Origin of the sequence: Embleya sp. AB8, assembly GCF_049739465.1 — a bacterium.
GTDB lineage: Bacteria > Actinomycetota > Actinomycetes > Streptomycetales > Streptomycetaceae > Embleya.
Window position 1 is genome coordinate 78,494 of the sequence record NZ_JBMHHY010000038.1, and the last position, 12,858, is coordinate 91,351.

At 70.3% G+C, this 12,858-nt stretch carries 10 protein-coding genes; 9 read left to right on the forward strand and 1 reads right to left on the reverse strand.

The annotated features are described in order from the left end of the window. The first annotated feature begins 302 nt into the window (after positions 1–302). The 6 genes from ABIA38_RS40055 (at position 303) to ABIA38_RS40080 (ending at position 7,570) form a co-directional block, all read left to right on the forward strand. Positions 303–1,409 (forward strand): BMP family lipoprotein, encoded by a 1,107-nt coding sequence (locus ABIA38_RS40055; RefSeq protein ID WP_424643906.1) that lies wholly within the window; start codon positions 303–305, stop codon positions 1,407–1,409. Between the two features lie 128 nt (positions 1,410–1,537). Further along, on the forward strand, positions 1,538–3,139 hold the full coding sequence (locus ABIA38_RS40060; RefSeq protein WP_424643907.1) for an ABC transporter ATP-binding protein: 1,602 nt from the start codon (positions 1,538–1,540) through the stop codon (positions 3,137–3,139). Continuing rightward, a complete protein-coding gene (locus ABIA38_RS40065; RefSeq protein WP_424643908.1) occupies positions 3,136–4,488 on the forward strand; it encodes an ABC transporter permease in 1,353 nt (450 codons plus the stop codon). Before ABIA38_RS40060 ends, ABIA38_RS40065 begins: the two co-directional genes overlap by 4 nt. Before the next feature lie 29 nt (positions 4,489–4,517). Next, the gene (locus ABIA38_RS40070) at positions 4,518–5,834 is read left to right on the forward strand and encodes an ABC transporter permease (protein ID WP_424643909.1); all 1,317 of its coding nucleotides are present in this window, start codon (positions 4,518–4,520) and stop codon (positions 5,832–5,834) included. 5 nt (positions 5,835–5,839) lie between these two features. Beyond that, positions 5,840–6,229 carry a cytidine deaminase gene (locus tag ABIA38_RS40075; protein ID WP_424643910.1) on the forward strand — a complete coding sequence of 130 codons (390 nt, stop codon included), beginning with the start codon at positions 5,840–5,842 and terminating at the stop codon, positions 6,227–6,229. 54 nt (positions 6,230–6,283) lie between these two features. Beyond that, positions 6,284–7,570 (forward strand): thymidine phosphorylase, encoded by a 1,287-nt coding sequence (locus tag ABIA38_RS40080; protein WP_424643911.1) that lies wholly within the window; start codon positions 6,284–6,286, stop codon positions 7,568–7,570. A 101-nt stretch (positions 7,571–7,671) separates the two neighbouring features. On the opposite strand, the gene ABIA38_RS40085 is transcribed toward ABIA38_RS40080, so the two are convergent. Next, positions 7,672–8,256, reverse strand: a complete 585-nt coding sequence (locus tag ABIA38_RS40085) for a PH domain-containing protein (RefSeq protein ID WP_424643912.1) — start codon at positions 8,254–8,256, stop codon at positions 7,672–7,674. Positions 8,257–8,368: 112 nt separating this feature from the next. Here ABIA38_RS40085 and deoC point away from each other — a divergent pair, with 112 nt between their 5' ends. Genes deoC through ABIA38_RS40100 form a run of 3 tightly spaced genes read left to right on the forward strand, consistent with a single transcriptional unit; the run spans position 8,369 to position 11,656 of the window. Next, complete coding sequence (gene deoC / locus ABIA38_RS40090; RefSeq protein WP_424643916.1) at positions 8,369–9,343, forward strand: deoxyribose-phosphate aldolase; 975 nt, start codon at positions 8,369–8,371, stop codon at positions 9,341–9,343. A 5-nt stretch (positions 9,344–9,348) separates the two neighbouring features. Next, complete coding sequence (locus ABIA38_RS40095) at positions 9,349–10,785, forward strand: aldehyde dehydrogenase family protein (protein WP_424643913.1); 1,437 nt, start codon at positions 9,349–9,351, stop codon at positions 10,783–10,785. Next, positions 10,778–11,656 carry an aldehyde dehydrogenase family protein gene (locus ABIA38_RS40100; protein ID WP_424643914.1) on the forward strand — a complete coding sequence of 293 codons (879 nt, stop codon included), beginning with the start codon at positions 10,778–10,780 and terminating at the stop codon, positions 11,654–11,656. Before ABIA38_RS40095 ends, ABIA38_RS40100 begins: the two co-directional genes overlap by 8 nt. The last annotated feature ends 1,202 nt before the right edge of the window (positions 11,657–12,858 follow it).

The following is a 12,858-nucleotide window of genomic DNA, read 5'->3' on the forward strand; positions in this document are numbered from 1 at the left end:
TTCCGACCCGGTGCCGTTCGACGACGTGCGGCACCGGGTCATTTCCGTCTTGTCACGTCTGTCACGTCTTGCCATCTCGCGGACTGCCCGGTTCCGCGTCGACCCGTCTCCGGTCCGGCCACTCGGCCGGGCTAGCGGGGCGTGTTGCGCCGGCGATTCACGGTTTTTGTCGCTCATATTCTTTTACTAGGTATGCTCTCCGACGGCTAGCAGGTCTACGCGCGTTTACCAGGGATCCAAGCGCGTCAGAGTCTGCATCTGGGAGCAGCGCCCGAAGGGGCGCTCATCGGAAGGAGACACCCGTGCGCCGGGTATCCAAGGTGACCGCGGCTGCGGTCGGCGTCACTCTCGCCCTTACTGCCACTGCCGCGTGCAGTAGCAAGCCCAAGGACGACAAGAAGTCCTCCGGCAGCAGTGCCACCCCGGGTGGCACGCAGGCCGCGAAGATCGACTTCAAGGCATGCATGGTGACGGACACCGGCGGCATCGACGACCGTTCGTTCAACGCCTCGTCGTGGGCGGGTCTGCAGCAGGCCAACAAGGACCTGGGTGTTCAGGTGAAGTACATCACCTCGAAGACCGAGAACGACTACGTGCCGAACCTGAACAGCCTGGTGAACGACAAGTGCGGGCTGATCGTCGCGGTCGGCGGCCTGATGGCCGACGCGACCAAGGCCGCCGCGTCCACGAACAAGGACCAGAAGTTCGCGATCGTCGACTCGTCGAGCATCGAGCCGAACGTGCAGGGCCTGGAGTTCAACACGGCCGAGGCCGGCTTCCTCGGCGGCTACCTCGCCGCGGGCTACTCCAAGACCGGCAAGGTGGCCACCTTCGGCGCACTGCCGATCCCGCCGGTCACCGTGTTCATGGACGGCTACGTCCAGGGCGTCAAGTACTTCAACCAGACCAAGGGCAAGAACGTCCAGGTCATCGGCTGGGACGACGTCAAGGGCGACGGTTCGCTCGCGGGCAAGTTCGACTCGCCGGCCGACGGTGAGCGGATCGCCAACGACTTCATCGCCCAGGGCGCCGACGTGATCATGCCGGTCGCCGGGCAGACCGGGCTGGGCGCGGCCTCGGCCGTGCAGAAGAGCGGTGGCAAGGCCAGCGTCATCTGGGTCGACCAGGACGGCTACGAAAGCGCCCAGCAGTACAAGTCGGTGTTCCTGTCGACCGTGACCAAGGACATCAAGAGCCAGGTGTTCAACGCGGTCAAGGCCGCGGCGACCAACCAGTTCACCACCAAGGCGACGATCGGCACGCTCGCCAACGGTGGGGTGGGCCTGGCGCCGTTCCACGACTTCGACGCGAAGGTCCCCGCCGAGCTGAAGACCGAGCTGAACACGGTCAAGGCCGACATCGTCAGCGGCAAGATCAAGATCACCTCGAAGAACCAGCCGAAGAGCTGACCAAGGGATCGGGCGCCGCGGAAGCAGATTCCGCGGCGCCCGCGTCCGTACCTGCCCGGGCCCCGAGGGGACCCGGGTCGAACCCGTAGCGGCCCCTCGCGGGGGGCGTAGCCGAGGAGGTCTCCGCGTTGAAGCTCGAACTGCGCGGAATCACGAAACGGTTCGGGTCGCTGGTCGCCAACGACCACATCGACCTGACCGTCGAGCCGGGGGAGATCCACTGCCTTCTCGGTGAGAACGGTGCCGGCAAGTCGACCCTGATGAACGTGCTCTATGGGCTCTACGAGCCCACCGAGGGCGAGATCGTCGTCGACGGCACCCCCCGCAAGTTCCGGACCGCCGGTGACGCGATCGACGCGGGCATCGGCATGGTCCACCAGCACTTCATGCTGGTCCCGGTCTTCACCGTCGCCGAGAACGTGATGCTCGGTCACGAGGAGACCAAGCCGCTGGGCTGGTTGGACCGCCGCCGGGCCCGCAAGAAGGTGCTCGACCTGGTCGACGAGTACGGCCTCAAGGTCGACCCGGACATGCTGGTCGAGGACCTCCCCGTCGGTCTGCAGCAGCGGGTGGAGATCCTCAAGGCCCTGGTGCGCGACGCCAAGGTGCTGATCCTGGACGAGCCCACCGCGGTGCTCACCCCGCAGGAGACCGAGGAGTTGTTCCGGGTGATGCGCGCGCTGCGCGAATCCGGCCACTCCATCGTGTTCATCACGCACAAGCTCAAAGAGGTCAAGGCGGTCGCCGACCGGATCACCGTGATCCGGCGCGGCAAGGTGGTCGGCACCGCCGACCCGGCCTCCACGGAGAAGGAACTCGCGTCGCTGATGGTCGGCCGGCCGGTCAAGCTGGTGGTCGACAAGACCGAGGCGAAGCCCGGCGCGGTCCGCCTCGAGATCGACGACCTGACCGTGCTCGACGCCAACGGCCAGGCCGTGGTGGACCGGGTCGACCTCCAGCTGCGCGAGGGCGAGATCCTCGGCATCGCGGGCGTCGACGGCAACGGCCAGAGCGAGTTGACCCAGGCCATCCTGGGCCTGCGGGCACCCGCCGCCGGTTCGATCAGCCTGGACGGACAGGACCTGGCGGGCCGCAGTCCGCGACAGATCCTCAACGCCGGGGTCGGCTTCGTCCCCGAGGACCGGCAGCACGACGGCATCGTGAGCGACTTCACGGTGGCCGAGAACCTGGTCCTGGACCTGGTCACCCAGGCGCCGTACGGTCGGCGCGGCTCGATCGACCCGGGCGCGGTGCGCGACAACGCGCGCCGCCGGGTCGAGGAGTTCGACATCCGTACCCAGACCATCGAGTCGCCGGCCGGCACGCTCTCCGGCGGCAACCAGCAAAAGGTCGTGGTGGCCCGCGAACTCTCGCGCCCGCTGCGGCTGTTCATCGCCTCGCAGCCCACCCGAGGGGTGGACGTGGGGGCGATGGAGTTCATCCACAAGCGGATCGTGGCCGAGCGCGACGTCGGCACCCCGGTGATCATCGTGTCCACCGAGCTGGACGAGGTGGTCGCGCTGGCCGACCGGATCGCGGTGATGTATCGCGGCCGGATCGTGGACATCGTGCCGCCGACCACCTCGCGCGGGGACCTGGGCCTGCTGATGGCCGGGGTGATCCCGAGCAGGGAGCCGAACGGCGCCGACGCGGTCGGCAAGGTCGCCGAGGTCGGCGCAGACGCCGTCGAGCACACCGACGCAACCCCGGGGGAGGAGGACCCAGCGTGACCGAGGACAACAACAGCACGCCCGGCGAGCCGAGCGGGACGAAGCCCGCCGACGGCAAGCCCGCTGCCGGCAAGCCCGGCGCCGGCCAACCCGCCGCCGGGGCGACCGCCACCGCACCCCCGAGGCCGTCGCTCGGTCGGGCGATGCTCGACGCGATCATCACCGGCAACTCGGCCGTGGTCACCTTCCTGGCGATCCTGCTCGCGCTGGTGGTCGGCGGCATCCTGATGATCCTCGCGGACCAGGATGTGCTCGACCAGTACAAGTACTTCACCGCCGCGCCCGGCGACGCGCTCTCCAGCTCGTGGCACCTGGTCGCGGACGCCTACAGCGCGATGTTCAAGGGTTCGATCATGAACCCGGACACCTTCTCCTCCGGCTCGCTGGAGGACAACTTCCGGCCCATCTCGGAGACCATCACCCAGGCCACGCCGCTGATCTTCGGCGGCCTCGCGGTCTCCATCGCGTTCCGTACCGGGCTGTTCAACATCGGTGCGCAGGGCCAGATCATCGCCGGCGCGGTGTTCGCGTCCTGGGTCGGCTTCGTGGTCGACCTGCCGCCGGTGATCCACCTGGTCTTCGTGATCCTCGCCGGCGTGATCGGCGGCGGGCTCTACGCGGGCATCGCCGGTTTCCTCAAGGCCCGCTTCGGCGCGCACGAGGTGATCGTGACGATCATGCTCAACCACGTCGCGGTGTTGCTGCTCGGCTGGTTGCTGACCACCGACACCTTCCGCCGCGGCGGCCAGTCGCAGCCGATCGGCAAGGACGCGCACCACAACGCGGTGTTGCCGAACCTGTTCGGCGACAACCTGCGGATCCACTTCGGCATCATCCTGGCGCTGCTCGCGGCCGGCATCTACTGGTGGCTGCTCAACCGCTCGACGCTGGGCTTCGAGCTGCGCGCGGTGGGCTCCAACCCGGACGCGGCGCGCACCGCGGGGATGAGCGTGGCCCGGGCGCAGATCCTGGCCATGGTGATCGCCGGTGCGATGGCCGGCCTCGCCGGTGTCTCGCAGGTGATGAGCTCGACCAACCCGGCACACACGCTGACCCCGAGCATCGACGCGGGCATCGGCTTCGACGCGATCACGGTGGCCCTGCTCGGCCGGACCAAGCCGGTCGGCACGGTGTTGGCCGCATTGCTGTTCGGCGCGCTGCGCGCGGGCGGTTCGGTGATGCAGGCGTCGGCGAACGTGTCCGTCGACATCGTCATCGTCATCCAGGCCGTGATCGTGCTGTTCGTCGCGGCGCCGCCGCTGGTGCGCTCGATCTTCCGGCTGCGCGGCGCCCGCAAGGGTGCCGAGGGCGGCCTGACCGCCAAGGAGACCGTGGGGGTCCAGGCATGACCGAGCGCAATCCTGAAGGAGGCACGCAGGTGGCGGACACCGTGATCGCCCCCGACGTGGAGGCCCCGGTGAACCCCACCGGCGAGGCCGCCGACGTGGTGCGGGCCGCGGCCCGGCGCAAGGCGCTGATCACCGGCATCGGCTTCGTCCTGGTCGGGCTGTACGCGCTGTGGGCGTTCGGCTTCGGCACCAAGGGCGGCAGCGACGCGGTCTTCGGGATGAACGTGCCCAACCGCGACACCACCGAGATCGGCGACCTGTCGTTGCCCGCGCGTGGTGTGGCGATCGCGATGGCCGTGGTGTGCATGGTCGCGGGCGGGCTGCGGATCGTGCTGGATCGGTCCAAGGCGGCGATCCGGCTGAGCATCGCGCTGTTCCTGATCGCGTTCGTGGTCGCGTTCTTGGTATGGGCGGTCGCGGGCAAGCAGATGTCCTTCGCGGGCGCCCTGCAGAACACCCTGTTGGCCGCGGTGCCGCTGGTGCTCGGCGCGCTCGCGGGGGTGATCGGCGAGCGTTCCGGCGTGGTCAACATCGCCATCGACGGTCAGTTCCTGTTCGGCGCGTTCGCCGCTGCGCTGACCGGTTCGGTGACCGGGTCGTTGTGGGCGGGGCTGGCCGCGGGTGCCATCGCGGGCGCGCTGATCGGCGGGCTGCTCGCCGTCTTCGCGGTGCGCTACCTGGTCGAACAGGTCGTCCTCGGTGTGGTGATCAACCTGCTGGTCACCGGCATCACCGGCTTCCTCTACACCCAGCTGCTGCAGAAGGACCCCGAGCAGTACAACAACCCGGGCGTGTTCGAGAACATCCGGATCCCGGGGCTCGCGGACATCCCGGTGATCGGCTCGGTGCTGTTCGACGTGAACATCATCGTGTACCTGATGTACGCGCTGATCGTGATCGTCCACCTCGGCCTGTTCCACACCCGCTGGGGCCTGCGGGCGCGCGCGGTGGGCGAACACCCCACGGCGGCGGACACGGTCGGCATCAAGGTCAACGCGACCCGGTATCGCAACGTGATGCTCGCGGGTGCGATCGCCGGCATCGGCGGCGCGTTCCTGAGCATCGGCACGGTCGGCACCTTCTCGAAGGACATGACCTCGGGCGCGGGCTACATCGCGCTCGCGGCGGTCATCTTCGGCCGGTGGCGCCCGCTGGGCGCGGTGGCCGCGGCGCTCCTGTTCGGCTTCACCAGCGCGCTTGCCACCTCGCTGCAGCCGCTGAACACCTCGATCCCGAGCCAGTTCCTGCAGATGATGCCGTACGTCGTGACGATCTTCGCGGTGGCCGGTCTGGTCGGCAAGGTACGGGCGCCGGCGGCGGCCAACAAGCCCTACACGAAGGGCTGACGGGCGTGTCGGAGATCGATTGGCCCGCGCTGCGCGAGGCCGCCACGGCGGCGATGCGCGGTGCGTACGCGCCGTACTCGAAGTATCCGGTCGGCGCCGCGGCACTCGTGGACGACGGCCGGATCGTGTCCGGGTGCAATGTGGAGAACGCGTCGTACGGCCTCACGCTGTGCGCGGAGTGCGGCCTGGTGTCCGCGCTGCACGCGAGCGGCGGCGGGCGCCTGGTGGCGTTCTGCTGTGTGGACGGCGCGGGTGCGGTACTGATGCCGTGTGGCCGCTGCCGACAGCTCCTGTGGGAGCACGGCGGGGCCGCGATGTTGCTGGAAACCAAGCATGGGATACGGCCGTTGCACGAGATCCTGCCGGACGCCTTCGGGCCCGAGGATCTGCTCTAGCACGTGGTCGTGACCGGAACGGGTCGCCTCGGCGGCCGAGAGAGAACGGACAGCATGGACGCGATTTCGGTCATCCGTACGAAGCGGGACCGCAGTGAACTGACGGCGGCTCAGATCGACTGGGTGGTCGATGCGTACACGCGCGGCGAGGTCGCGGACGAGCAGATGTCCGCGCTCGCGATGGCGATCCTGCTCAACGGGATGACCGCGAGCGAGATCAACCGCTGGACCGACGCGATGATCGCGTCGGGCGAGCGGATGGACTTCTCCACGCTGTCCCGGCCGACTGCGGACAAACACTCCACCGGCGGGGTGGGCGACAAGATCACCCTGCCGCTGGCCCCGCTGGTCGCCGCGTGCGGCGTCGCGGTCCCGCAGTTGTCCGGGCGTGGCCTGGGCCACACCGGCGGCACGCTGGACAAGCTCGAAGCCATCCCCGGGTGGCAGGCGGCGCTGTCCAACGACGCGATGATGCGCGTGCTCGAGGACGTCGGCGCGGTGATCTGCGCGGCGGGCGACGGGCTGGCCCCGGCGGACAAGAAGCTCTACGCGCTGCGCGATGTCACCGGCACGGTCGAGGCCATCCCGCTGATCGCCAGCTCGATCATGAGCAAGAAGATCGCCGAGGGCACCGGCGCGCTGGTCCTGGACGTCAAGGTCGGCTCCGGCGCGTTCATGAAGGACCTGGACAGCGCGCGCGAACTGGCGCGCACCATGGTCCGGTTGGGCGTGGACCACGGGGTCGGCACGGTCGCGCTGCTGACCGACATGTCCACCCCGCTGGGCCTGACCGCGGGCAACGCCCTGGAGGTCCGCGAGTCGGTCGAGGTGCTCGCCGGCGGCGGCCCGGCGGACGTGGTCGAGCTGACCGTCGCGCTCGCCCGCGAGATGCTCGCGGCAGCCGGGCAGACCCGGATCGACCCGGCCGACGCGCTGCGCGACGGGCGGGCGATGGACGTCTGGCGGCGAATGATCGCGGCCCAGGGCGGCGACCCGGACGCCGAGCTGCCGGTGGCCCGGGAGACCCAGGTGGTCACCGCGAGCGCCACCGGTGTGCTGACCCGTCTCGACGCCTACGCGGTCGGCGTCTCGGCCTGGCGCCTGGGCGCGGGCCGGGCCCGCAAGGAGGAGCAGGTCCAGGCCGGCGCGGGCGTCGAACTGCACGCCAAGCCGGGCGACGTGGTCACCGCCGGGCAGCCGCTGATGACCTTGCACACGGACACCCCGGAGCGGTTCCCCTACGCGACCGAGATCCTGTCCGACGCGGTCACCATCGCCCCGGCCGGCACGGCGTTCACCCCCAACCCGATCCTGATCGACCGGATCGGCCCGACGAGCTGACGGCGTAGCCTGCGACGGCCTCCGCTCCCCGTCCGGGAGAGCCGGAGGCCGTCGGCATGGCAAGCGTCGCGGACCCGGCGAAAGGCGCGCCGGCCGCGCGGCTACAGCACGCCCAGCAGCACCGACGCGAGGCCGGACACGGCCAGGCCGCCGAGGATTTCCGGGGACCAGCGGATCTGGACCGGGCCGGTGGACTGCTTGCCGAACTGTTCGCTCATGCCGCGCAGGTCGTCCACCACCTGGTCGGCCTGGGAGAGCCGGGGGAGTTCGTGGACGCCCTGACCGTAGGGGTTCTCGGCGGCGGAGCGGCCCTGCTGGCGCAGGGCGCGCTTGCGTTCGCGCAGGGAGACCGGGATGGCCCAGATGTGGAAGGCCTTCCGGTCCGCGCGCACCTCGATCGAGTATTCGGCCCGGACCCGCTCCAGCGCGCCCCACGGCACCACGATGGTGCGGAACGGGTTGCGGATCACCAGCCGATCCGGCCCGATCACGACGGCCGAGCGCAGGGTGAGCGCGACCACCAGGATCGCGAAGAAGATCACCATGGCGATGGCCAGCCATTTGGTTCGGCCGTCGCCGCGGATCGACGTGTCGACCACCATCCAGGCTCCGACGGCGATCAGAAGCACCCCGACGGCCATCGCCGGCCGGGAGCGATACGTGGTGATGTCCTCGTCGCTGCTCATGACCGGTGATTGTGCCGCACGAGACCGCGGCGATGGCGATTGCGGCGCCACTTTGGCCCGACCGGACCCCTGGGCCCGACGCTACGCGAGTAGATATGCTCCTGTGGTGAGCATGCCGTCTGCAATTCTCGCCGACCCGGCCGAGGTCACCTCGTCCGAAGCGGCCCTTCGACGCTTTCTGCACGGGCTTCCCGGCGTCGACAGGGTCGGGACCGAAGCGCGGGCAGCAATGCTCGCGACCCGCTCGATCAAGAACGAGGCCAAGGTCGCCGCGATCGACCTCGCCATCAGGATGATCGACCTGACCACCTTGGAAGGTGCCGATACCCCGGGCAAGGTCCGGGCGCTGTGCGCCAAGGCGCTGCATCCGGACCCGGGCGCGCCGGACGCGCCGCGGCCCGCCGCGATCTGTGTGTACGGCGACCTGGTCGCCGAGGCCAAGGCCGCGCTCGGCGACTTCGGCGTACATGTCGCCGCCGTCGCGACCGCGTTCCCCTCCGGGCGCGCCTCGCTCGACGTCAAGCTGGCCGACGTGGCCTACGCGGTGGCCGCCGGCGCCGACGAGATCGACATGGTCATCGACCGCGGCGCGTTCCTGGCCGGGCACTACCGGGCCGTCTTCGACGAGATCGTCGCGGTCAAGGCCGCGTGCGCCCGCAGCGCGGCGGCCGGTGGGGGCAGCGCGCACCTCAAGGTGATTCTGGAGACCGGTGAACTGTCGACGTACGACAACGTGCGCCGTGCCTCGTGGCTGGCGATGCTCGCCGGGGCGGACTTCATCAAGACGTCCACGGGCAAGGTCGCGGTCAACGCGACACTGCCGGTGACCCTGGTGATGCTCCAGGCGGTCCGCGACTTCCGCGAGGCGACGGGTCGTCAGGTCGGCGTCAAGCCGGCCGGCGGGATCCGCACCACCAAGGACGCGATGAAATACCTCGTGCTGGTCAACGAGACGGTCGGCGCGGACTGGCTGGACCCGGACTGGTTCCGGCTCGGCGCCTCCAGCCTGCTCAACGACCTGCTGATGCAGCGCCAGAAGCTGGCCACGGGCCGCTACTCCGGCCCCGACTACGTGACGGTGGACTGACACCCATGGGCAACCCATTCGAGTACGCGCCCGCGCCCGAGTCGCGCGCGATCGTCGACATCGCCCCGGCGTACGGGCTGTTCATCGACGGCAAATTCGTCGACGCGGCGGACGGCGGCCGGCTCAAGACGGTGAATCCGGCCACCGAGGAGGTGCTGGCCGAGATCGCGGTCGGCGGCGAGGCGGACGTGGACCGCGCGGTCAAGGCCGCGCGCAAGGCGTTCAAGTCCTGGTCCGCGCTGCCCGGCGCGGAGCGGGCCAAGTACCTGTTCCGGATCGCCCGGTTGATCCAGGAGCACGGCCGCGAGTTGGCCGTCCTGGAGTCGATCGACAACGGCAAGCCGATCCGTGAGTCGCGCGACGTGGACATCCCGCTGGTCGCGGCGCACTTCTTCCACTACGCGGGCTGGGCGGACAAGCTGGCCCACGCGGGCTTCGGCGCCGACCCCAAGCCGATCGGGGTGGCCGGGCAGGTCATCCCGTGGAACTTCCCGCTGCTGATGCTGGCCTGGAAGGTGGCGCCGGCCCTGGCGGGCGGCAACACCGTGGTGCTCAAGCCGGCCGAGACCACGCCGCTGACCGCGCTGCGCTTCGCCGAGATCTGCGTCGAGGCCGGGCTGCCGGACGGTGTGCTCAACATCGTCACCGGCGCCGGCGAGACCGGGCGCGCGCTGATCGCCCACCCGGACGTGGACAAGGTCGCGTTCACCGGCTCGACCGCCGTGGGCAAGGAGATCGCCCGCACCATCGCGGGCACCCGCAAGCGGGTCACCCTCGAACTCGGCGGCAAGGCCGCGAACATCGTCTACGACGACGCGGCGATCGACTCCGCGGTGGACGGCATCGTCGAGGGCATCTTCTTCAACGGCGGCCAGGTCTGCTGCGCCGGTTCGCGTTTGCTGGTCCAGGAGTCGGTGGCCGACGAGCTGATGGCGAGCCTGACCCGACGGATCAAGACCCTTCGGGTGGGCGACCCGCTGGACAAGAACACCGACGTCGGCGCGATCAACTCCGCCGCGCAACTGTCCCGGATCCAGGAACTGGTCGCGGCGGGCGAGGCCGAGGGCGCCGAGCGCTGGTCGTTGGCCGGCGAACTGCCGGACAAGGGCTTCTGGTTCCCGCCGACGGTGTTCACCGGGGTGACCCAGGCGCACCGGATCGCCCGGGACGAGATCTTCGGCCCGGTGCTGACCGTGCAGACCTTCCGTACTCCGGCGGAGGCGGTGGAGAAGGCGAACAACACCGCGTACGGCCTGTCCGCCGGGGTGTGGACGGAGAAGGGCGCCAAGGCCCTGTGGACCGCGCAGCGGTTGCGGGCGGGCGTCGTGTGGACCAACACGTTCAACAAGTTCGATCCTGCCTCGCCGTTCGGCGGGTTCAAGGAGTCGGGCTTCGGCCGCGAGGGTGGCCGCCACGGGCTGGAGGCCTACCTCGATGTCTGAGCGCCTTGAGGTGTTGAAGACCTACAAGCTGTACGTCGGGGGCAAGTTCCCCCGGTCCGAGAGCGGGCGGGTGTACCCGGTGACCGACAGCAAGGGCCGAACCCTGGCCAACGCGCCGCGCGGGAGCCGCAAGGACGCCCGGGACGCGGTCGTCGCGGCGCGCAAGGCGTTCCCGGGCTGGTCGGGCGCCACCGCGTACAACCGCGGGCAGATCCTGTACCGGATCGCCGAGATGCTGGAGGGCCGGCGCGAGCAGTTCGCGACCGAGGTCGCCGCGGCCGAGGGGCTCGGCCGGACCAAGGCGCTCGCGGCGGTGGACGCGGCGGTGGACCGCTGGGTCTGGTACGCCGGATGGACCGACAAGCTCGCCCAGGTGGCGGGCGGCGCCAATCCGGTGGCGGGCCCGTTCGCCAACTGGTCGACGCCGGAACCCACCGGCGTGGTCGCGGTGATCGCGTCGCAGCGCTCCTCGCTGCTCGGCCTCACCAGCGCGGTCGCGCCGGTGATCGCCACGGGCAACACGGCCGTCGTACTCGCGGCCGGCGCCTCGGCACTGCCCGCGTTGTCCTTCGCCGAGGTACTCGCGGTATCCGACCTGCCGGGCGGCGTGATCAACATCCTGACCGGCCACCCGGCCGAGATCGCCCCGACCCTGGCCGCCCACCAGGACATCAACGCGATCGACCTGACCGGCGTATCCCCGGACGCGGGAGTGGCCTCGGCACGCGACCTGGAAATCGCCGCAGCGGACAACCTGAAACGAGTCCTGAGGCCGGCGGCAAAGGAACCGGACTGGTCGGCAGACCCGGGCACGGCCCGAATGCTGGCGTTCACGGAGGTACGGACGGTCTGGCACCCGACGGGGTACTGACGGGGAGGGGCACGGACGCGGGCGCGGGGAGGCGGATGCGGGGGACGTGGACGCGCGGATGCCGATGGGCGGACGCTGATGCGGCCACGCTGACGCGCGAATGCTGATGGGCGGACGCGCTGACGCGCGGAATGCGGAATGCGGGGCGGTTGGGCGGCTGGGCGGGAAGCGCGCCTGGGCCCGGGCGGCGGTGTGGCGGGCCGGGATGGGTGCGGCTGTGGGTCGCGGCGGCGTGGCGGGCGGGCGGCGGGGCGGGGGCGGGGGTGCTCCGTACGGGGCGCTTGCCCGCCCTGCGGCGGTTGGGCGCTTGGGCGTCGCGGGGTTGGGCTGGTGTCGTGGTTGGCGCTGGGTCGGTTCGGCGGGGCTGGGTCGTGGCGGGTGGCCGCCGTTTCGTCGTTGCTCGTCCCCTCCGGGGCCGGGGTTTTTGCTTGGTGCTCCGCATCCGTTGTTGCCCGTCCACTACGTGGCCGTTGCCGCCCTGGTCGGTTTCCTCTGACTCGTGGTCGGGGGTCGTTGTCCGTTGGGCGTCGTGGGGTTGGGCTGGTGGCGTGGTGGCCCTGGGTCCGTTCGGCGGGGCCGGGTCGTGGGGGTGGCCGCCGTCTCGTCGTTGCTCGTCCCCTCCGGGGCCGGGGTTTTTGCTTGGTGCTTCGCATCCGTTGTTGCCCGTCCACTACGTGGCCGTTACCACCCGGGACGGCTTCCTCTGACTCGCGGTCGGGGGCCGTTGTGCATTGGGCGTCGGGGTGTTCGGCCGCTGCGCAGGCGGTCCGGGCTCGCTGGGGTTGGGTGGCGGGTGTTGCGGTGTGCTTGGGGAGCGCCGGCTCGGGGTCTTGGGTCGGGTGTGTGTCCGGTGCTTGGGTTTCCGGCGGGGTGCGCGGCCTTTTCTGCCTTGTCGTGCCTCGGTTTCGGGTCGGGGAGCACGAAACCCGCACTCGCCGGCCTGCGCGGACCCGGGTGCCGGGTAAAGCCGCAGGTCAGGCTTCGTCTCGAGCCTTGGGAGTCTCGTCGGGATCCGTTTTCGGTCCCGAGGAGAGAGCGGGTGCCGTGAGGGGCTGCGAGACGCGGCATGGCCACCGGCCACTGGGGCCGCCGCCGGGACAACGGCTGCCGACCGCGAGTCGGGGGATGCCGACCAGGGTGGTAACGGCCACGTAGTGGACGGGCAACAACGGATGCGGAGCACCAAGCAAAGACCCCGGCCC